The organism is Kibdelosporangium persicum, assembly GCF_013280595.1.
Lineage (GTDB): Bacteria > Actinomycetota > Actinomycetes > Mycobacteriales > Pseudonocardiaceae > Kibdelosporangium > Kibdelosporangium persicum.
In genome coordinates this window covers 12,188-31,785 of the sequence record NZ_JAAATY010000039.1, presented here as the reverse complement: position 1 = coordinate 31,785, position 19,598 = coordinate 12,188, and the positions used below count along the sequence as shown (strand labels likewise).

Genomic DNA, 19,598 nt, shown 5'->3' with positions numbered 1-19,598 from the left:
GTCGCCTTCACACACGATCCTGGCGAGCCAGCAGATCCCGGTAACCGGCGTCGCCCGTCACGAGTTCCTCGTGCGTTCCCTGGGCCACCACGGTGCCGCCGTCGAGGACGACAACCTTGTCGGCACGCCGTATGGTGGACAGCCGGTGGGCGATCACCAGCGTCGTGCGCGATCCGCGTGCGGCGTCCAGGCCTTCGTGCAGCGCCCGTTCGCTTTCGGTGTCCAAACCAGACACTGCCTCGTCCATGACCAGCACGGGTGCCCGGGTCAGCAACGCCCGCGCGATGGCGATGCGCTGGCGTTGCCCGCCGGACAGCAGTGCGCCGCGCTCACCGCAGTTGGTGTCATAGCCCTCCGGCAACGCTTGGACGAACTCGTGCGCGCCTGCGAGCCGTGCGGCTTCGGCGACCTCGGCGTCGGTCGCGTCCGGCCGGCCGAGCCGGATGTTGCCGGCGATCGAGTCGTCGAACAGGAAGACATCCTGCGGGACAAGGGAAACGTAGCGGCGCAGGTCTTCGTTGGTCAGGTCGCGTACGTCGACACCGCCGATACGCACAGCACCTCCGTTGACGTCCCAGAACCGCAGCAGCAGATGGGCGCACGTCGTCTTGCCCGCGCCGGAACGCCCGACCAGCGCGACGGTCTCGCCCTGCTCGATGCGGAACGACACCCCGCTGAGCACCTCAGTGGTGTAGCCGAAGCGGACATCGGAGAACTCGACGTCGGGGATCACCGGACGCATCGGGCGGGGCGATTCGGGCTCGGCGACGTGAGCCGGGTAGTCGACGATGGCAAGCACCCGGGCCGCGACGGCACGCACGTCGCCGAGGGTGCGTGCGGTGGCCGAAACGGTGGCGATCGGCGCCAACGCGGCGGTACCGAGCACGATCAACACCGGCAACCACTGCACGGCCACCTCGTCGGCGACGGCCACGGTGGCCAGCACGAGCAATCCGAGGCCCAGCAACAGTTCCGTGGTGACCAACTCGGCGCCGGCCCGGCGTGCGTATCGGCGATACTGCACGCCTAGCGCGTCACCTCCAGCAAGCACACGGTCAGCGTAGTCACGCCCGCGCCGAGCCAATGCGAGTTCCCGGATGCCCTGAATGACATCCATTGTCTCGGCGGCCACCGCGCCAGCCGCCGTACGCACAGCCTGTCCCTGCTGAGCAGCCCGGCGTGCCAGCACGACGGGCACCACCGCGACCAGAACCATCAGCAACGCCAGTACCAGCGCGGACGGTGGGCTGAGCACAGCCACGGCCACCAACGATCCGACAGAGACCACGACCGCGCCGACATAGTCGCCAGCGGTGTGCGCGAAGAACAACTCCGTGGCCGAGACGTCGTTCTTCGCGATCTCCGCCAACTCGCCGGTCCGCCTGCCGAGCAGCCTGCCTGGAGTGGCACGTGCGATGCCGTCGACGATACGTATCCGCAGTACTTTGAGCAGTCGGTAAGCCCAGTCATGGCCGATACTCGCCTGCCACCACTGGGCAAGGCCGACCACGGCCACAGCGACGACGATCGCCGTCATGAGTGCGCCTTCCGCTCCGCCACGCGCGGTCACGAGCGTGGCGAAAAGGTATGCGGTCAACGCCGGCAGAACGACAATGGTCGCGTAGTAGAGCAGTCCGGAAAGGACAACAAGACAGAGCACGCCCGGCCGGGATGCCATGTACGGCAACAGCCGCCACAACGGCCGTTCCGTCCGAAGGGTTCCTGACTTCGTCACAGGTTCGGTCACTGGGTCACTCCAGAGTGGACAAGACGGTGATAGGTACCGGCACTGGACATCAGTGCCTCATGGCTGCCGCGTTCGACGACCCTGCCGTTGTCGAGGACCACGATCTCGTCGGCGTCACGAACCGTCGACATCCGGTGGGCCACAACAAGAACGGCCCGGTCGCGCGCGTGACGGGCGATGGCGGCCTGCACTGTCTGCTCGGTTCTGCCGTCGAGCGCGGCGGTCGCCTCGTCAAGAATCAGCACGGCGGGATCGGCCAGCAGAGCCCGGGCGATCGCGATCCGTTGCCGCTGCCCACCGGACAAGCTGGTCCCGCGCTCGGAGACCGTGGTCTCGTAGCCGTCCGGCATGGCACCGATCTCCGCGGCCAGCCCGGCGGCGGCAGCGGCGGCCTCGATCTGGTCAAGCGACGCGTCCGGCCGACCCAATGCGATGTTCTCACGCAATGTTCCCGGGAACAGGTGCGTGTCCTGACTGACCACCGCGACGTGCCGCCACCAATGGCTTTGCGACAGCTCGCGCAGGTCGTGACCGTCCACAGTGATCCGGCCGGACGTCGGATCGAGCAGCCGCAGCAGCAGCGACACCAGGGTGCTCTTGCCCGAACCGGACGCACCGACCAGTCCGACGACACGTCCGGGACGAAGTTCGAGGCTCACCTCGGACAGAGCGTCCTCGTCCCGGCCGGGGTATCGGAACGACACCTCCTCCACGGCGATCCGCGTCGGCAAGGTGGTCAGCTTCCTTCCGTTCTCCGGATCCGGCACCACTGGTCGTTCGGCCAGGAAGGCGTCCAGTTCGGCGGCGACCATCGGCGCACTCATGCTCGCGTGCCGGTACTTGGCCGCCTCGTCGATCGGCGTGAACGCGACCAGCGTGATCAGCACGACAGTCAGCGCCGCCACCACGGAGATCCGGCCGTCAGCGGCGAGAAAACCCACTCGTATCACCACAACAGCACAGGCCGCGGCGATCGCCCACCGGGACACCAGCATCTGGGTGAACAAGGCGTTGAGCACGCGCATGCTCGCCAGCCGGACCCGTTCGGCTTGGGCCGCCAGCCGGTTGCGGACCCGGCCGGTCGCCCCGAACGCTTTGGCCGTGGGCATTCCCTGAACGGCTTCGACGAATCCGGCGTCCATCGCGGCTATGTCGGCGAAGACCTGAGCGTGCCCCTTCCGTCCGATCTTGTTCCACAGTGGACCCACGGTCTGCGCGACCACGAGCGCGAGGGCGATCGCGGCGCCACTGAGCGGATCGACGATCCCGACTGCCAGCGCCGCCGACAGCGGTCCGGCCCAGGACAACAGCCGGCCCGGTCCGCCGCGTACCACCGCGGTTTCCAACGCCGCGCCGCCCTCGGTCAGTGTCGCGGCCAGCTTTCCACTTGATCGAGTGGCCACAGAGGACGGACCAAGCACCAGTAAATGGTCCAGCAACCGCCGCCGTACACCCGCGGTGACACGGTGTCCTGCTGTCTGGGCGACCGATTCGCCGACCCACAACAGAACCGCACGGGCCACGACCATTCCCCCCGCCAGCCACAATCCCCACAGCGCTGTGTCCCATGGACGACCTGTCAGCGGAGCGGCGATCAGGACAGCCACGGCGTACGCCTGCACCAAGCGCGTCACCACCACGCCGATCCCTGTCGCGACAGCACTCGCCAACCACAGCCGTACCGACCGGACAGCGAAATCCAGTACGCCCTCATCACGTGTCATACGAGCTCCATTGATTTGTGACCACGCAGCCAGCGCGCGGTGATGTACGTGCCCGCGACCGCGAGCAGCACTGAAAGGCCGATCAGGGAAGGGAATCCGACGAATCCGGCCACGGCCAGCCCGGCCGAGCTCACCACGAGCCGCAGTACGCCGAGCACGGATGTCTGCAGGGTGAAGTCAGTGGCCGCCGATTCCGGACGCGCCTGGTCCATGGACACGGTGAACACGCAGACGACCGTCCCGGCGTAGCCGACGGTCACCGTCAGTACCGCCGCGATGTCCAGCGCCAGTACGGAACCGCCGTGCGACAAGGGCAACAGCGAGGCCAACGCGAACACTTGGAATCCGCCCATCGCGACGACCGACCGGCGGCGGCCGAGCCGGGTGACCAAAGCACCGGCTCCCAACCCCGCCGCCAGTCCGACCAGTCCGGACACCGTGCTCTGCACGACGGCTATCCGGTCAAGAGACCAGTTCGCTGCCAGCATCATGGGCGCCTGTATCGCAGTGGCCACGTACATTCCGAGCGCGAACAGCGGTACGACGAACAACGTCCACACACGTAGCCGCCGGTGCTTGAACAATGTCACCAGCGGAAGCCCTGGTGTCCGCCGACGTTCGCCAGGCGGTTCGGGCACGAACAGCAGCACTCCGAACGGCACGAGGTACAGCACCCCAAGCGCGCTGACCGTCACGCCCCAGCCCGCGTAGGAGTACAGCAGCAGAGCACCACCGGCCCCCAGCACGATCGACACGCTGGCCATCCCGGCCTGGATGCCGTTGCCCATCCCCCGCTCGCCTGGCGGCAACAACCGCACTGCCAGCCCGTTCATCGCGGTGTCGTGGAACGCGGACACCGCCAGCCCGGCGGCCATGAGCACGAGCACCGACGGCAGATCGGCCACGGGATCGGCCGATGCCATGGCGAACCACACCACCACCAGCACGACCTGGGTGATCATCAGCCAGCCGCGGTAGGTGCCGATCCGGTCCACCAGCGGACCGAGCAGGAACCGCCCGGCGTAGAGCAGTCCCAGCAGGTTGATCAACGCCAACTGCTCGAGGGGCACCCCGCCGCGCAACAGGATCGTGTGCAACGCCCCGAAGAAGAACGAGTAGCCGATGTCGGCCACGAGATAGAGCGCCGCAAGCACCGCGTACCGGCGGCCGGCAGTCGTCTGCCTGATGTCCCCCACACGTCCTCCTAGTGACTGACCGTCAGTCACATTAATGAAAATGATTCTCGATGGCAAGCGGTGACACAATGAGCGCGTGGCAGGATCACGGGCGAGGCAGCGCACCGAGGCACCGGAACGGCGCCGCGGCGATCTGCTGGACGCGGCGCTGGCGATCGTGGTCGACAAAGGCGTCACCCGGCTGACCGTCGACGAGGTCGTCGCCCGCGCCGAGGTCGCCAAAGGCACGTTCTACCTGTACTTCCGGTCCAAGGAACAGCTCATTACGGCGCTGCAGGACCGGTTCGTCGACGATCTGACCGCGCTCCAGCGCGCCGAGCTCGACCAGATCGACGCAGGCGACTGGCTGGGCAGGCTGCTGTGCTGGATGGAATCCAGCCTGCGCGGCTACCTCGCGCACGCCCGGCTGCACGACGCCCTGTTCCACCACTCCCAGCACGGGCACGAAGCCGATCTCGCGACCAACTCGCACGCCGCCCTGCTCGCGGAGATCCTCGAAGCCGGGACCGCGGCGGGCGATTTCGCCCTCAGCACACCTCGTACCGCGGCGGTGCTGTTGTACAACGTCATGCACGGCTCCGCGCACTACCTGGTGGAGCAGGCCGAGAGGAGCCCGGATCTCGTCGAGGCCGTCATCGCGGAGAGCCTCACCCTGTGCCGCCGCTACGTTGATGGAACATGACCGCTGCTCATCGCGTTACACCGAGCAGCCGCAACAATCCGACAGGAGACAGCATGACCCCGACCCCGGTCCAGATCCGGCGGTCCGCGCCTGCCAAGTTCGTGGCGACCAACGCCCGCGGCGCCGAGATCACCATCGGCCGCTCGCAGGACGGCGCGGACTTCTCGCCGGTCGAACTGCTGATGGCGGCGCTCGGGGCATGCGCGACGCTGTCGGCCGACAACGTCATCTCCCGCAGGCTCGGCGACGACGCCCCGATCGACATGGTGGTCACCGCCGAGAAGGACGTCGAGGCCGACCGGGTCACCAGCGTCGAGACCAAGTTCGAACTCGACATGTCCAAGTTGAGCGAGACCGATCAGGCCACCCTCGTCAAGCTCGTGACCAAGGCCGTCGACCTGACCTGCACGGTGAGCCACTCGGTCGAGCCCGGCACGCCGGTGACGCTCACCTTCGCCTGATCAGGCTGTCGCTCCACCGTCTTCCAGGCTCACCACGCCACCTCACGGTAGTCCTTGAGCAAGACGCCTGACGGCGGATCGCCCGCTTCACCGCGGACAATCGGGTCGTAGACGCGGGCGGCGCCGTCGAGTACGTCCAGCGGCGGCCGCCAGCCTTCCCCGGCGAGGCGCGTCCTGGTCGGCAACGGGTTCTCGTCCGTGATCCAGCCGGTGTCCACACTGGACACGAAGATGCCTTCGGCGGCGAGGTCCTGTCCGGTCGTTCTGGTCAGCATGTTCAGCGCGGCCTTGGCCATGTTGGTGTGCGGGTGCGCGCCGGACTTGTACTTGGCCGCGAACCAGCCTTCGACCGCGGAGACGTTGACGACGTACCGCCGCGCGGACCTCGACGCCCGCAGCAACGGCATGAGCCCGTCGGTCAGCAGGTAAGGCGCGACCGCGTTGATCAGCTGCACTTCGAGCATCTCCGCCGGACCGATCTCACCGACCTTCGCGGTCCACGAGTTCACCGGCGACGGGTCCACCATCAGCCCGCTCGCGTCCACATCACCGAGAACGACCGCCAACGCGTTCGGCTCCGGAAGGGTGCGGTCGAACCCCGGCGCGGCATCGATGCCGAGCGGTACGTCCTGCGATTCGGCCTGAACCAACTGCGCGTACGACCAAGCAGGACGTTTCACGGTCTGGGCGGCGTTGTTGATCAGGATGTCCACCGGGCGGCCATCGGCCCGCAGTTTCTCGGTCAGGCCGACCACTTGACGTGGATCCCGCAGGTCGATACCGACGATGTGCAGCCGGTCAAGCGCTTGCGCGGTCACCGGATCGGCCGCGAACCGCCGTGCGGCGTCAGCGGGAAAGCGCGTGGTGACAACTACTTCCGCGCCGTCCCGGACCAGCATTCGGACAACGTGAAAACCGATCTTGACACGCCCTCCGGTGACGAAGGCCCGCCGCCCGGTCAGGTCCGTGGCAGCCTCGCGGCGCTCGCGGTTCAGCCGCGCACAGGACGGACACATCCATTGGTAGAAGGCGTCAAGCTCGAAGTATGGTTCCTTGCAGACGTAACACTGTTTGCTCCGGCGCAGCGTCCCGCCCGAACCCGCGGCTTCAACGGACACGTCTTCGACGCGGTCAGCCGCACCAAGGCTGGTTCTGGCGACCAGGGCACGGTCGGCTGCGGCGGCCTTCCGGCGGCGTTCGCTCGTGCGGCGGCGCTTGCCGTCCTTGACAAACCCGTCCACGGCCCGTTCCATCGCCAGCCGCTGTGGGTGATCGACCGGCAACGCCCGCACCTTGCCCAGCATGGCAAGGCACGCCTCGAAATCCGCGTCGTCGATCACGGGCCCCAGTTTGGCACAAGGCGCACGGTCTCAGTTCGTGTGCACGACGTCGTCGATGTAGGGGCCGCACCTGCTGTATGGGATGTTGCGGAGGTCGTAGCCGCAGGTCCGCCAGCGGAGCGGATACGGATTCGGCCCCACGGGCGGCTACGACGTAACCGAGCTGGGTCGCCCGGAGCACGTGGAGCCGGCCGGATTCGAACCGGCGTCCTCTCGCCATGCAACGGCGGCGCGACGACCTCTGCGCTACGGCCCCAGGAAGGCGCGGACCGGGGCTGGAATCGAACCAGCGTCCTCGCTGATGTGGAGTCAGCGCGCGACGACCTCTGCGCTACCCGATCCGCGGGGGCAGAGTACCAACGTCACAGAACCCCAACATCACGGCGAGCGACTCAGTCCGCGGGCACGACGTTACAGCGGGGTCACGTACGCCGACGAGATCCCTCCGTCGACCAGGAAGCTGGATGCCGTCATGTACGACGAGTCGTCGCTGGCGAGGAAGGCGACCGCGGCGGCGATCTCCTCCGGTTCGGCGAACCGGCCCATCGGGACGTGGACCAGGCGGCGCTGGGCGCGTTCGGCGTCCGAAGCGAACAGTTCCTTGAGCAACGGCGTGTTCACCGGTCCCGGGCACAGGGCGTTGATCCGGATTCCCTCCCGGGCGAACTGCACGCCCAGCTCCCGGGTCATCGCCAGGACTCCGCCCTTGGAGGCGCTGTAGGAGATCTGCGAGGTCGCCGCGCCCATCACCGCCACGAAGGACGCCGTGTTGATGATCGACCCCTTGCCCTGGCGCAGCATGTGCGGGATCGCCGCCTTGCAGCAGAGGTATACCGAGTTGAGGTTGACGTTCTGCACCCGCTGCCAGACGTCCGGCTCGGTGTTCAGAATGGACTCGTCCTCCGGCGGGGAGATGCCCGCGTTGTTGAAAGCGACGTCCAGCGAGCCATATGTGTCCACTGCGGACTGGAACAGAGCCTCGACCTGTGCGCGATCGGTCACGTCCGTGCGCACGAACATGCCGTCCACCTCGTCGGCCGCGGACTTGCCGGCGTCCGGGTCGATGTCGGCGACGACGACCTTGGCGCCCTCGGCGGCCAGGCGCCGCACCGACGCGAGGCCGATTCCGCTGCCACCACCCGTGACCACCGCGACCCGGTCCTGCAACCTCATCGATGCTCCTCAGTCATTGGCTATGAACACGTTCTTGGTCTCGGTGAACGCCGCCACCGCGTCCGGCCCGAGCTCCCGGCCGAGGCCGGACTGCTTGAAGCCGCCGAACGGCGTCCAGTACCGCACCGACGAATGGGAGTTGACGGACAGGTTGCCCGCCTCGACCCCGCGCGACACGCGGAGCGCGCGGCCGACGTCCCGCGTCCAAATCGAACCGGACAGGCCGTACTCGGTGTCGTTGGCCAGCCGCAGCGCCTCTTCCTCGTCCTCGAACGGTAGCACGGCCACCACCGGACCGAAGACCTCCTCGGTCACCGCACGGTCCGAAGGCGACACTGGTGCGAGAACCGTTGGCGGGAACCAGAAGCCGGGGCCAGACGGAGCAGTCCCGCGGAACGCGACCGGCGCGTCACCGGGCACATAGGACGCGACGGACGACCTGTGCGCGGCCGAGATCAGCGGGCCCATTTCGGTGGCCTCCTGGCCGGGATCGCCGACCACGACGCCTTTGACGGCCGGTTCGAGCAGTTCCATGAACCGGTCGTACACGCTGCGCTGCACCAGGATTCGCGACCGCGCGCAACAGTCCTGGCCGGCGTTGTCGAACACGCCGTACGGCGCCGTGGCCGCGGCCTTCTCCAGGTCCGCGTCGGCGAAAACGATGTTCGCGTTCTTGCCGCCGAGTTCCAGGGTCAGCCTTTTCACCTGACGGGCACACCCCGCCATGATCTGCTTGCCGACCTCGGTGGACCCGGTGAACACGATCTTGCGGACCAGCGGGTGGTCGACAAACCGTTGCCCGACAACCGATCCCTTGCCCGGCAGGATCTGGAACACGTCCTCGGGAATGCCGGCCGCACGCGCCAGCTGCCCGATCCGGATCGCGGTCAGCGGCGTCAGCTCGGCGGGCTTGAGGACCACCGTGTTGCCCGCGGCCAGCGCGGGGGCGAAACCCCAACCCGCGATCGGCATCGGGAAGTTCCACGGCACGATCACGCCGACCACCCCGAGCGGCTCGGCGAACGTCACGCTCACCCCGCCCGGCACCGGGATCTGCCTGCCGAACAACCGTTCCGGCGCGGCTGAGTAGTACTCGAGGACGTCACGGACGTTCCCGGCCTCCCAGCGGGCGTTGCCGATGGTGTGCCCGGCGTTGGTCACCTCCAGCCGGGCCAGGTTCTCCAGGTCGGCGTCCACAGCGGACGCGAACCGGCGCAGCAACCGCGCCCGGTCGGCGGGCGCGACCGCCCGCCAGGCGGGCCAGGCCGCGTGTGCTCGCCGGATCGCCGCGTCCGTCTCCTCGACCGAGGTGAGCGCGACGGTCTCGACGACTTCCTCGGTGGCCGGGTTGATGACGTCGAACCCTGTGGTCACTGCGACTTCCCCTGTGCTGATTTCTGGATGGCGGCCTGGACCAGGCCTTGGAAGAGACGGACATCCGTGGAGTTCTCCTCCGGATGCCATTGCACGCCGGTGACGAACCCGGCCTCCGGCAGCTCGACGGCCTCGACGGTGCCGTCCTGCGCCCAGCCCACCGCCGACAGCCCGGAGCCGAGCTGGTCGATCGCCTGATGGTGGTGGCAGTGCACGGTCGTGTGCTCGCCCACCAGACCCGCGACCACGCTGCCCGGCGCGAGCTTGATCTCGTTGCTGCCGAACACACCCGGCGTCGGGTTGTGGGTGGTCGAACCAGCGACGTCGGGCACGTGCTGGTGCAGCGTCCCGCCCAGCGCGATGTTGATCAGCTGCATGCCCCGGCACACCCCGAGGACCGGGATGTCGGCTTCCAGCGCCAGGTGGAACAGGCCGAACTCGGACGTGTCGCGCTCCAGGCGCAGCGTCCCGGTGGCCGCGTGCGGTGCCTGGCCGTACCGGCTCGGGTCGATGTCCGCGCCGCCGGACAGCACCAGACCATCCAAACGGGACACGTGCTCCGGCAGCCAGCGGCCGACCGGTGGCAGCATGACCGGCATCCCGCCCGCGGTGACGACGCAGTCCAGATAGGACCGCATGAGCACCGCGGACGGCCGGTCCCACAGGCCGAACCTGGCCTGTTCCAAATAGGTCGTGACGCCGATCAGCGGCACGCTAGAGCCGTTCGAAGCCACGTACTCTCTCCCAATCGGTCACCGCGGCCTCGTACGCCGTGAGTTCGACACGCGCCGCGTTGAGATAGTGGTCGACCACGTCCTCGCCGAAGGCGGCCCTCGCGAGCTTGCTTTCGGCGAGCAGGTCAGCCGCGTCCCTGAGAGTATGCGGCACGTGCGGCTTGTCGGAGTCGTACGCGTTGCCGGTGAACGCCGGCTCCAACGGCAACTGGTTCTCGATGCCGTGCAGCCCGGCCGCGACCAACGCCGACACGGCCAGGTACGGATTGACGTCCCCGCCGGGAACACGGTTCTCCACCCGCAACGACGGACCGTGTCCGACGACACGCAGCGCGCACGTCCGGTTGTCCTCGCCCCACGCGACCGCGGTCGGCGCGAAGCTGCCAGGCACGAAACGCTTGTAGGAGTTGATGTTCGGCGCGAAGAAGTACGTGAACTCACGCAGGCACGCCAGTTGCCCGGCGAGGAAGTGCTCCATCAGCGGTGAGAAACCGTGGTCGCCGTCGCCCGCCATGACCGCGTTGCCGTCGGTGTCGCGAACGCTGATGTGGACGTGGCAGGAGTTGCCCTCGCGCTCGTTGTACTTGGCCATGAACGTCAGGCTCTTGCCATGTGCCGCCGCGATCTCCTTGGCCCCGGTTTTGTAGATGCTGTGGTTGTCACACGTGGTCAGCGCGTTGGTGTACCGGAAGGCGATCTCGTGCTGGCCGGGGTTGCACTCCCCCTTGGCCGACTCGACGTACAGCCCGGCGCCGCTCATCTTGGTGCGGATGTCGCGCAGCAACGGCTCCAGCCGTCCGGTGCCGAGCATCGAGTAGTCCACGTTGTACAGGTTGGCGGGCGTCAGGTCGCGATAGGTCTTCCGCCAAGCCTGTTCGTAGGTGTCGTCGAAGACGATGAACTCCAGCTCGGTGCCGACGAACGCCTCGAGCCCGTGATCGGCCAGCCGGTCGAGCTGGCGGCGCAGGATCTGCCGTGGCGAGGGCGCGACCGGGCCGCCCTGCACCCATTCGAGATCGGCGAGCACCAAGGCGGTGCCTTCGTGCCAAGGAATGCGACGCAGCGTGCTGAGGTCCGGCCGCAACACGAAGTCGCCGTAACCGCGGTCCCACGACGAGATCGCGTATCCGCCGACCGTGTTCATTTCCACGTCGACGGCCAGCAAGTAGTTGCAGGCCTCGGTGGCGTGTGCGAGGACTTCCTCCACGAAGTACTCGGCCGAGCACCGTTTGCCCTGCAACCGGCCCTGCATGTCGGTCATGGCGACCAGGACGGTGTCGATCTCCCCCGAGTCGACAAGCTCCCGCAGCTGCTCGACGCTCAACAGGCCTTCGGTGTGTCGCATCGGCACCCCAATCCAAAGGATCGCTCCCGATCCATTGCTGGTCATTGCTACCCGAGTGACAAGGTGCATGTCAACGGCGTCCCCTGTACCGCCGACCGCGGCCTTGACACGAAGATGTAACCCGTATCACCCTCTCGGGCAACCAAAAGGACCGACGGTAACCCATTACGCACGAAGCTGAGGCCCGACCACGAACCGAGGAGTGCCGGTGTCCAAGCAGTACGAGACCGTCGATCAGCAGTACATGGACAAGCGCCAGCTCAAACGCGGCGCCGCGGGCTGGGTGCTGCTGGCCGGGCTCGGCGTCTCCTACGTCGTCTCCGGCGACTTCGCCGGCTGGAACTTCGGTCTGGCCCAGGGCGGCTGGGGCGGGTTGCTGATCGCGACCGTCCTGATGGCGCTGATGTACACGTGCATGGTCTTCGGTCTGGCCGAAATGGCGTCGGCGTTACCGGTCGCGGGCGCGGGTTACGGCTTCGCGCGCCGGGCACTCGGCCCGACCGGCGGGTTCCTCACCGGGATCGCGATCCTGATCGAGTACGCCATCGCGCCCGCCGCGATCGCGGTGTTCATCGGCGGGTACGTCGAGTCGTTGGGCCTGTTCGGGCTCACCAGCGGCTGGCCGGTGTTCCTGGTCTGCTACCTGATCTTCGTCGGCGCGCACCTGTGGGGCGTCGGCGAGGCGCTGCGGGCGATGTTCGTGATCACCGGGATCGCCACGGTCGCCCTGGTGGCCTTCGTGATCGGCATGATCGGCAAGTTCGACGCGGGCAAGCTGTTCGACATCCCGATGACCGACGCGGTGGGCGCGAGTTCGTTCCTGCCCTTCGGGATCGCGGGTGCGTTGGCCGCGCTGGTCTACGGGATCTGGTTCTTCCTCGCGATCGAGGGCGTGCCGCTGGCCGCCGAGGAAGCGCGTGACCCGAAGCGCGACCTGCCACGCGGAATCATCGCCGGGATGACCGTACTGCTGCTGTTCGCCGCACTGATCCTGGTCTTCGCGCCGGGCGGCGCGGGTTCCGCGGCCCTGGCCGAGTCGAAGAACCCGCTGCCCGACGCGGTCCGCACCGCCTTCGGCGGCGACACCTTCCTCGCCCAGTTCGTCAACTACGTCGGCCTCGCCGGGCTGGTGGCCAGCTTCTTCTCGATCATCTACGCCTACTCCCGGCAGCTTTTCGCCCTGTCCCGCGCCGGATACCTGCCGCGCTGGCTGTCGGTCACCGGCCGGCGCAAGACGCCGTACCTCGCGCTGATCGTGCCGGGCACGATCGGGTTCGCGCTGGCCGTGATCATCCAGAACGGCGACAAGCTGATCAACATCGCGGTGTTCGGCGCGACGGTGTCCTACGTGCTGCTCAACGTGTCGCACATCGTGCTGCGGATCCGGGAACCCGAACTGGAACGGCCCTATCGGACGCCTGGCGGCGTGATCACCACGGGCATCGCCGCGGTGCTCGCGGTCGCGGCCGTGGTCGCCACGTTCTTCGTCGACGAGATCGCAGCGGCGGTCACCGCGGGGATCATGCTCCTGGCGTTGGCATACTTCTGGTTCTACAGCAGGCACCATCTGGTGGCGAACGCTCCCGAGGAGGAATTCGCCGCGATCGCCAGGGCAGAGCGGGAGCTGGAGTAGCAAGCCGGGAGGTCAGCCATCAACGAGAGCCACATCGCGCTGCTGCGGGCTCTGCATGACGAGCACGCAGCAACGCTGTTGCGGTACGTGCGGCGCCTGACCAACGACGAACAACGCGCTCACGACGTCGTGCGGGAGGTGTTGCTGCGGGCGTCGAAGAACCCCGACATGCTCGCCGACCACGACGTGGCGGCCGCGTTGTACTCGGCGGCTCGCGAGGTCGTCGGCGTCACGGATCCGACGCTGGACTCGTGGCTGGTCTCCGACGCGCTCAGCCAGCTCACGCCCGAGCACCGCACGGTGATCATCAGGGCCTACTACATGGGACAATCGGTGGCGGACCTGGCGGAGGCCCTGGACGTCCCCGAGGCCACGATCCTGTCCCGGTTGCACTACGGGCTTCGCGCGTTGCGCCTCGCACTGCAGGAAAGAGGGGTGACCGGGCCATGACCTCATACCGCGAATGGGACGCCGCGTACGTCCTGGGCTCCCTGTCCCCCGACGAGCGCCGCGAGTACGAGGAACACCTCGAGACCTGCGAGTCGTGCGCGCGGCAGGTCGCCGAACTGTCGGGGCTGCCCGCCATCTTGTCCACGTTGCCACAGCAGCAGGCGGTCGAACTGCTCGACGAGCCGCAGGACATGATGCCCACGCTGATCACGGCCGCGCGGAAGTCCCGTCGTTGGACGCGGATCGGGATCGCCGCCGCCGTCGTGACCGCCGCGGCCCTGGGCGCGGTGCTGGCCGTTGTCCTGCGCCCCAGCCAGCCGACCGAGGCGGGCGGCGTGACCACACAGCTGACGCAGACGGTTCCGAGCCCGGTGACCGCGTCGGTGACGTTGGTCGAAGAGCCGTGGGGCACGCGGATCGACGTGAAATGTGAGTACGGCGGGCAGCCGGGCGGGCGGGCGTTGCCGTACACGCTGTTCATCGCCGACTCGTCCGGCGCGTTGACGCGTGTCGGCAGCTGGAGCGCCGGTCCGGGCACGTCCATGACGCCCACGGCGACGACCGACGTGCCTCGTGGCCAGATCACCCGGATCGAGATCCGGCTGGCGACCAACGACAGGACAGTCCTGGAGGCCCGCTTCTGAAGTGCTAGCCTGCGATTGGCGCATCCTCCACACGTTCCGCTCCATGGAGGTGTGCCATCGACGGAGCCGACGAACTGCCATCACCGCTCGTCGCCGACGCGCTCCGGCGGTTGACCGCGGACCAGCGAACGGTGATCGTCCGCGCGTTCTTCCTGGGCCAGTCGGTCGCCGAACTGGCGACCCTGCTGAACGTTCCCCCCGACATCATCCGCGCCCGGATGTACTACGGCCTGCGCGCCCTCCACCTCGCCCTCCAGCAAACCCCCTCGTGAGTGTTTATCAGGGTTAGAACCCTGATAAACACTCACGAGGGTTTACCTGCGGCGATGGGCGAAGGCTGTGGGTTTGTCGTCCCATGGCGCGTCGGCCGGGCGCGGGGTGGCCGCGCCGGAGCGGACGGCCTGGGCGGCCAGCAGACCGGCCACGGTCGAGGCATTGATGATCTCGCCGGAGAAGACCTTGGCCACGGCGTCGTCCAGCGGGATGCGCTCGACGACGATGTCGGCCTCCTCGTCGCCCTCCGGCTCGGTGCGGTCGGCCTGCGTCAGGCCCCGGGCCAGGAAGACCCGGACCACCTCGTCGGTGAAGCCGGGCGAAGCCGCCACGTCCACCAGGACGGACCACTCGGCCGCGGCCAGGTTGACCTCTTCCTCCAGTTCACGCGCGGCCGTACTGACCGCGCTCTCGCCGGAGACGTCCAGCAGGCCCGCGGGCAGCTCCCACAGCCTGCGGCCGACCGGGTGGCGGTACTGGTGGATCAGCACCACCCGGTCCCCTTCGTCCAACGCGACCACGGCGACGGCGCCGAGGTGCTCGACGACCTCACGCATGGCCGTGCCGCCGCCGGGCATCCGGACCTCGTCCATCCGCAGGCCAACCACCCTGCCGACATGGATGTCCTTTGTGGACACCACGTCGAACGCGTGCCGCTCGGTCATGACCCGACGCTCACGATGTGGTTGTTCTCCGGGAACTCCACCGGCAGCCGGTCCGCCGTGCGGTACGCCAGCGCCGCCTTGACGAAGCCGGAGAACAGCGGGTGCGGCCGGGTCGGGCGGCTCTTGAGCTCCGGGTGCGCCTGCGTGCCGACGTAGAACGGGTGCTTGTCCGCGGGCAGCTCGACGAACTCGACCAGGTGGCCGTCCGGCGAGGTGCCGGAGAAGACCATGCCGGCCTCGGACAAACGCTTGCGGTAGGCGTTGTTGACCTCGTAACGGTGCCGGTGGCGCTCGGAGACCTCCGTGGCACCGTAGGAGTTGGCCACGGTCGAGCCCGGGGTCAGCGCGGCCGGGTACGCGCCGAGGCGCATCGTGCCGCCCATGTCGCGCTCGCCCGCGACGACGTCCTCCTGGTCGGCCATGGTCGAGATGACCGGGTGCTCGGTGTTCTCGTCGAACTCCGCGGAGTTCGCGCCGGTCAGCCCGGCCAGGCTGCGGGCCACGTCGATCACCATGCACTGCAGGCCCAGGCACAGCCCGAGCACCGGGATCTTGCGGTCCCTGGCGAAGCTGATCGCACCGATCTTGCCTTCGATGCCCCGCACGCCGAACCCGCCCGGGATCAGCACACCGTCCACACCGGACAGCGCGTGCGCCGCGCCGGACGGCGTCTCACACGAGTCCGACGCGACCCAGACGATCTCGACCTTGGCGCGGTGCGCGAACCCACCGGCGCGCAGTGCCTCGGTGACCGACAGGTACGCGTCCGGCAGGTCGACGTACTTGCCGACGACCGCGATCCGCACGGTCTCCTTCGGGTTGTGCACGCGGCCCAGCAGGTCGCCCCACACGGCCCAGTCCACGTCACGGAACGGCAGGCCGAGGCGGCGGACCACGTAGGCGTCCAGGCCCTCGCCGTGCAGCACGCGGGGGATGTCGTAGATGGACGGCGCGTCCGGCGCGGCCACCACCGCTTCGGTGTCCACATCGCACATCAGGGCGATCTTGCGCTTCAACGAGTCCGGGATCTCCCGGTCGGCGCGGCAGACGATCGCGTCCGGCTGGATACCGATGTTGCGCAACGCGGCCACGGAGTGCTGCGTCGGCTTGGTCTTCAGCTCCCCGGACGGCGCCAGGTACGGCACCAGCGAGACGTGCAGGAAGAAGCAGTTGTCGCGGCCGACGTCGTGCCGGACCTGACGGCAGGCCTCCAGGAACGGCAGCGACTCGATGTCACCGACCGTGCCGCCGACCTCGGTGATGACGACGTCGGGCACGACGCCGTTGGCGTCCGGCAGGGCCATGGCCTGGATGCGCGCCTTGATCTCGTCGGTGATGTGCGGGATGACCTGCACGGTGTCACCGAGGTACTCGCCGCGCCGTTCCTTGGCGATGACGGTCGAGTACACCTGGCCGGTGGTGACGTTGGCCGAACCAGTCAGGTCACGGTCGAGGAACCGCTCGTAGTGCCCGATGTCCAGGTCGGTCTCCGCGCCGTCCTCGGTCACGAAAACCTCGCCGTGCTGGAAGGGGTTCATCGTGCCCGGGTCGACGTTGAGGTACGGGTCGAGCTTCTGCATGGTGACCCGCAGACCGCGGGAGGTCAGCAGTTGACCGAGACTGGAAGCGGTGAGTCCCTTGCCCAGGGAGGAGGCGACGCCTCCCGTCACGAAAACGTGCTTTGTCGTCCGTGCTTGAGGCAGCCGCCTACTGTTTTCCACGGGGCTCCACGGTAACACCTTCTTGCCGTCCGGTGGGGAACCGGGTATAGGCGCGTGTCGGATGTGACCGTGAGTGACGATCAGGGGACCACGGACTGCGCGGTCCCGGCGTAGCCGTACCGCCCGGCCTTGCCCTCCAGCTGCTCGCTCAGCGCCAGGACGGTGGCGATCCGGCCGGCGTTCAGGTCCGCGTTGTCCACAGTGGAGAGAACGGCGGTCGCGGCCGTGTCGGCCCTGGCCACCCCGACCGGGCCGGTGGCGTCCGCCGAACCCGTGGCACCGGCCAGCACCGCACCCGCGCCGGACCGGTCGATCTGGGTGGCGAACCGCGCGATCGTCGACGCGCGGTCACCGGCTCCGTTGCCCGCCAGCGCACTGCCGGTGAGGATCAGGGCCAGCTGGCCCGGCTGGAAGGTGTCAGGCATGCGGATGAAGCCGCCGTCGGCCAGCCCGGTGAGGGCCGCGGCCGTCTCGTTCGGCTGGGCCTGCGGCTGGCTGGTGTCCTTGTTGATCAGGACGAGCGCTCCGAGCAGGCCGCCCGCGAGCGTGCCGGGATCGGACGCGGTCGGCAGTTGCAGGCCGGCGGGCAGCAGCCGCGTGACGACGTCCCTGAGCTGATCGACCTTCTGCGGGTCGGCGAACGCCTCGGTCAGCTGCAGCTCGCCGGACACCGTGCCGCCCGCGTTGCCGATCAGGGCCTTCACCGCGTCGCGGTCGGCCGGGCGCGCGTCGGACGTGGTCACCAGCACGACCGTGCGCTGGTCCAGTTCGCCACGGACCGCCATCGGGCCGATCGACCCGGCGAACCCGTCTGAGCCGGCCAGTCTGGCGTTCAGGCCGTTGCGCTCGGCCTGCAGGTCGGCGACTTGCTTGGCCAGTTCGTCACGGTCCTCGGACAGACCGGAGAGCAGCGTGCGGCTCAACGTGCTCGATCCGAGCACGATCCCGACGGCCAGCGCGAGGAAGACCGCGGCGATGGAGATGATGTGGTAACGCAGCGAGATCACGTGAACAACCCCTTGGTCCAGGCAACGCCGTCGTTCCAGGTGTCGACGATCCAGTCGGTGTAGGTGGCGCCGACGCCGGAGACGGCGACCGCGGCGGCGACCGAGACGAGAGCGGCGAGGACGAGCAGGGCGATCGCGGCCGTCGACACGCGGGTGCGGTGCAGGCTCGCGGCGGCCTTGCCGTCGACGAGCTTGCTGCCGAGCTTGAGTCGCGTGAGGAAGGTGGACGGGTTGGACCCGCTTCGGCCGCTGTCGAGGAATTCGCGCAACGTGGCCTGGAAACCCACGGTCACGATGAGGCGTGCGCCATGCGCGTCGGCGAGCAACAGCGCCAGATCCTCGGGATTGCTCGACGCGGGGAACGTGACCGCGCCGATGCCCAGGTCCTGAATGCGTTCCAGACCGGGCGCGTGCCCGTCGGGATCCGCGGGGATGACGACCTCCGATCCGGCGATCAGCGTGTCCGTGCTGATGCGGTCCGGGTCGCCGACGATGACGTCGGGCTTGTACCCGGCCTCCTTCAAGGCGTCGGCGCCGCCGGCGACGCCGACGATCACGGGCCGGTGCTCGGAGATGTACCGCTTGAGGTTCTTGAGGTCCTCGACGTGATCGGCACCGGGCGCGACGACCAGGACCTGGCGGTTGTTCATGGGCACCCGCAGCTCGGGAACGCCGATGCCGTCGAGGATCAGCGAGCGTTCCCGGCGCAGGAACTCGATCGTGTTGGCGGAGAAGGCCTCCAGCTGGGTGGACATCCCGGCCTTCGCCTCGATCATCTGATCGGCGATGGTCTCGGGCGTCTGCAGGGTGCCGCGCGCGACCTCTTTCGTTCCACAGTAGACGATTCCGCCGTGCAGCCGGAGCTTGCTGCCCTCGCGGATCTCCCGCAGCGCATGGACACCGACACCGTCGATGAGCGGAATACCCGCGTCCACAAGCACTTCCGGCCCCAGGTTGGGAAACCGGCCCGAAATGGACACCGAAGCGTTCACCACGCCGGCGACCTCGGCCGCGACCAACGCGTCGGCGGTCGCCCGGTCGAGGTCGAGCTGGTCGAGCACGACGACATCACCGCGGCCGATCCGGCGCAGCAGATCCCCGGTGCGCCGGTCCACCCGCGCCACCCCGGTCACCCCGGGCAGACTCTGCTTCGCGCGACTGAGCACTCCCGGCAGCTTCATGTCCCGATGGTGCCAAATGGACAGTCCACAATGCTCACGGCGCGCCGGTTTCCGGCGCACAGTCACTCGCCCGAGGGAACCCGGGTCACAGCCGGTGACCAGCCCGTCCGACCGCCGTGTCCACCTTTCCGGCACCCCGTGTCCACCTTTCCGGCACCATGAAATTCCCCATGACCGATTCGGTACGGGGACTTCATGGTGCCGGAACGTGTAACTCGGGGTGCCGGAATGGTGGACACGCGAGTGGG

General features: G+C 68.2%; 18 protein-coding genes and 2 tRNA genes. 6 read left to right on the top strand and 14 right to left on the bottom strand.

All coding sequences use genetic code 11. The annotated features are described in order from the left end of the window. Window positions 1–7: 7 nt before the first annotated feature. From GC106_RS40940 to GC106_RS40930, 3 genes are read right to left on the bottom strand one after another with little or no spacing between them, the layout of a single operon-like run. Window positions 8–1,747, bottom strand: a complete 1,740-nt coding sequence (locus GC106_RS40940) for an ABC transporter ATP-binding protein (protein WP_173141569.1) — start codon at window positions 1,745–1,747, stop codon at window positions 8–10. Next, window positions 1,744–3,471, bottom strand: coding sequence for an ABC transporter ATP-binding protein (locus tag GC106_RS40935; RefSeq protein ID WP_173141568.1), 1,728 nt, complete (start codon window positions 3,469–3,471; stop codon window positions 1,744–1,746). Before GC106_RS40935 ends, GC106_RS40940 begins: the two co-directional genes overlap by 4 nt. Further along, window positions 3,468–4,667: an MFS transporter gene (locus tag GC106_RS40930; protein ID WP_173141567.1), complete on the bottom strand. Its 1,200-nt coding sequence runs from the start codon at window positions 4,665–4,667 to the stop codon at window positions 3,468–3,470. The genes GC106_RS40935 and GC106_RS40930 overlap by 4 nt, the downstream gene beginning before the upstream one ends. 76 nt (window positions 4,668–4,743) lie before the next feature. On the opposite strand from GC106_RS40930, the gene GC106_RS40925 reads away from it, so the two are divergent. Then, complete coding sequence (locus tag GC106_RS40925; protein ID WP_173141566.1) at window positions 4,744–5,349, top strand: TetR/AcrR family transcriptional regulator; 606 nt, start codon at window positions 4,744–4,746, stop codon at window positions 5,347–5,349. Window positions 5,350–5,402: 53 nt separating this feature from the next. Next, a complete protein-coding gene (locus tag GC106_RS40920; protein WP_173141565.1) occupies window positions 5,403–5,810 on the top strand; it encodes an OsmC family protein in 408 nt (135 codons plus the stop codon). 29 nt (window positions 5,811–5,839) lie between these two features. On the opposite strand, the gene GC106_RS40915 is transcribed toward GC106_RS40920, so the two are convergent. The 7 genes from GC106_RS40915 to GC106_RS40885 form a co-directional block, all read right to left on the bottom strand. Next, window positions 5,840–7,150 (bottom strand): SDR family NAD(P)-dependent oxidoreductase, encoded by a 1,311-nt coding sequence (locus tag GC106_RS40915; RefSeq protein WP_312873276.1) that lies wholly within the window; start codon window positions 7,148–7,150, stop codon window positions 5,840–5,842. 182 nt (window positions 7,151–7,332) lie between these two features. Further along, a tRNA-Ala gene (locus GC106_RS40910) sits at window positions 7,333–7,406 on the bottom strand. A gap of 9 nt (window positions 7,407–7,415) precedes the next feature. After that, window positions 7,416–7,492 (bottom strand) — tRNA-Trp (locus GC106_RS40905). A gap of 69 nt (window positions 7,493–7,561) precedes the next feature. Next, on the bottom strand, window positions 7,562–8,323 hold the full coding sequence (locus tag GC106_RS40900) for a 3-oxoacyl-ACP reductase (RefSeq protein WP_173141564.1): 762 nt from the start codon (window positions 8,321–8,323) through the stop codon (window positions 7,562–7,564). A 9-nt stretch (window positions 8,324–8,332) separates the two neighbouring features. After that, window positions 8,333–9,697 carry an aldehyde dehydrogenase family protein gene (locus GC106_RS40895; protein ID WP_312873275.1) on the bottom strand — a complete coding sequence of 455 codons (1,365 nt, stop codon included), beginning with the start codon at window positions 9,695–9,697 and terminating at the stop codon, window positions 8,333–8,335. Next, window positions 9,694–10,431 carry a gamma-glutamyl-gamma-aminobutyrate hydrolase family protein gene (locus GC106_RS40890; RefSeq protein WP_173141562.1) on the bottom strand — a complete coding sequence of 246 codons (738 nt, stop codon included), beginning with the start codon at window positions 10,429–10,431 and terminating at the stop codon, window positions 9,694–9,696. Before GC106_RS40890 ends, GC106_RS40895 begins: the two co-directional genes overlap by 4 nt. After that, a complete protein-coding gene (locus tag GC106_RS40885) occupies window positions 10,412–11,776 on the bottom strand; it encodes a glutamine synthetase family protein (RefSeq protein WP_173141561.1) in 1,365 nt (454 codons plus the stop codon). The genes GC106_RS40890 and GC106_RS40885 overlap by 20 nt, the downstream gene beginning before the upstream one ends. A gap of 244 nt (window positions 11,777–12,020) precedes the next feature. Between GC106_RS40885 and eat the strand changes: the two genes are divergently transcribed. The 4 genes from eat to GC106_RS40865 all read left to right on the top strand — a co-directional run bounded on the left by eat (window position 12,021) and on the right by GC106_RS40865 (window position 14,775). Then, window positions 12,021–13,409 (top strand): ethanolamine permease, encoded by a 1,389-nt coding sequence (gene eat / locus GC106_RS40880; protein ID WP_173141614.1) that lies wholly within the window; start codon window positions 12,021–12,023, stop codon window positions 13,407–13,409. 87 nt (window positions 13,410–13,496) lie between these two features. After that, window positions 13,497–13,859 carry a sigma factor-like helix-turn-helix DNA-binding protein gene (locus GC106_RS40875; RefSeq protein WP_312873287.1) on the top strand — a complete coding sequence of 121 codons (363 nt, stop codon included), beginning with the start codon at window positions 13,497–13,499 and terminating at the stop codon, window positions 13,857–13,859. Then, window positions 13,856–14,503 carry an anti-sigma factor family protein gene (locus tag GC106_RS40870; protein WP_173141560.1) on the top strand — a complete coding sequence of 216 codons (648 nt, stop codon included), beginning with the start codon at window positions 13,856–13,858 and terminating at the stop codon, window positions 14,501–14,503. Before GC106_RS40875 ends, GC106_RS40870 begins: the two co-directional genes overlap by 4 nt. A gap of 14 nt (window positions 14,504–14,517) precedes the next feature. After that, entirely contained in the window at window positions 14,518–14,775 is a 258-nt protein-coding gene (locus tag GC106_RS40865; RefSeq protein WP_312873286.1) for a sigma factor-like helix-turn-helix DNA-binding protein, read from the top strand. A gap of 42 nt (window positions 14,776–14,817) precedes the next feature. Here the strand turns inward: GC106_RS40865 and GC106_RS40860 are convergent, their stop codons facing one another. The 4 genes from GC106_RS40860 to steA form a co-directional block, all read right to left on the bottom strand. Then, entirely contained in the window at window positions 14,818–15,441 is a 624-nt protein-coding gene (locus tag GC106_RS40860; protein WP_173141558.1) for an NUDIX domain-containing protein, read from the bottom strand. Further along, on the bottom strand, window positions 15,438–17,144 hold the full coding sequence (gene pyrG, locus GC106_RS40855; RefSeq protein ID WP_173141612.1) for a CTP synthase: 1,707 nt from the start codon (window positions 17,142–17,144) through the stop codon (window positions 15,438–15,440). The genes GC106_RS40860 and pyrG overlap by 4 nt, the downstream gene beginning before the upstream one ends. Window positions 17,145–17,242: 98 nt before the next feature. Further along, window positions 17,243–18,169 carry a copper transporter gene (locus GC106_RS40850; protein ID WP_173141557.1) on the bottom strand — a complete coding sequence of 309 codons (927 nt, stop codon included), beginning with the start codon at window positions 18,167–18,169 and terminating at the stop codon, window positions 17,243–17,245. Then, on the bottom strand, window positions 18,166–19,350 hold the full coding sequence (gene steA / locus GC106_RS40845; RefSeq protein WP_173141556.1) for a putative cytokinetic ring protein SteA: 1,185 nt from the start codon (window positions 19,348–19,350) through the stop codon (window positions 18,166–18,168). Before steA ends, GC106_RS40850 begins: the two co-directional genes overlap by 4 nt. Window positions 19,351–19,598 lie beyond the last annotated feature (248 nt).

Coding starts and splice junctions, on each gene's coding strand:
- GC106_RS40935 (WP_173141568.1), bottom strand. CDS start 3,471: ATGACACGTGATGAGGGCGTACTGGATTTCGCTGTCCGGTCGGTACGG.
- GC106_RS40920 (WP_173141565.1), top strand. CDS start 5,403: ATGACCCCGACCCCGGTCCAGATCCGGCGGTCCGCGCCTGCCAAGTTC.
- GC106_RS40860 (WP_173141558.1), bottom strand. CDS start 15,441: ATGACCGAGCGGCACGCGTTCGACGTGGTGTCCACAAAGGACATCCAT.
- eat (WP_173141614.1), top strand. CDS start 12,021: ATGGACAAGCGCCAGCTCAAACGCGGCGCCGCGGGCTGGGTGCTGCTG.
- GC106_RS40870 (WP_173141560.1), top strand. CDS start 13,856: ATGACCTCATACCGCGAATGGGACGCCGCGTACGTCCTGGGCTCCCTG.
- steA (WP_173141556.1), bottom strand. CDS start 19,350: ATGAAGCTGCCGGGAGTGCTCAGTCGCGCGAAGCAGAGTCTGCCCGGG.
- GC106_RS40885 (WP_173141561.1), bottom strand. CDS start 11,776: ATGCGACACACCGAAGGCCTGTTGAGCGTCGAGCAGCTGCGGGAGCTT.
- GC106_RS40900 (WP_173141564.1), bottom strand. CDS start 8,323: ATGAGGTTGCAGGACCGGGTCGCGGTGGTCACGGGTGGTGGCAGCGGA.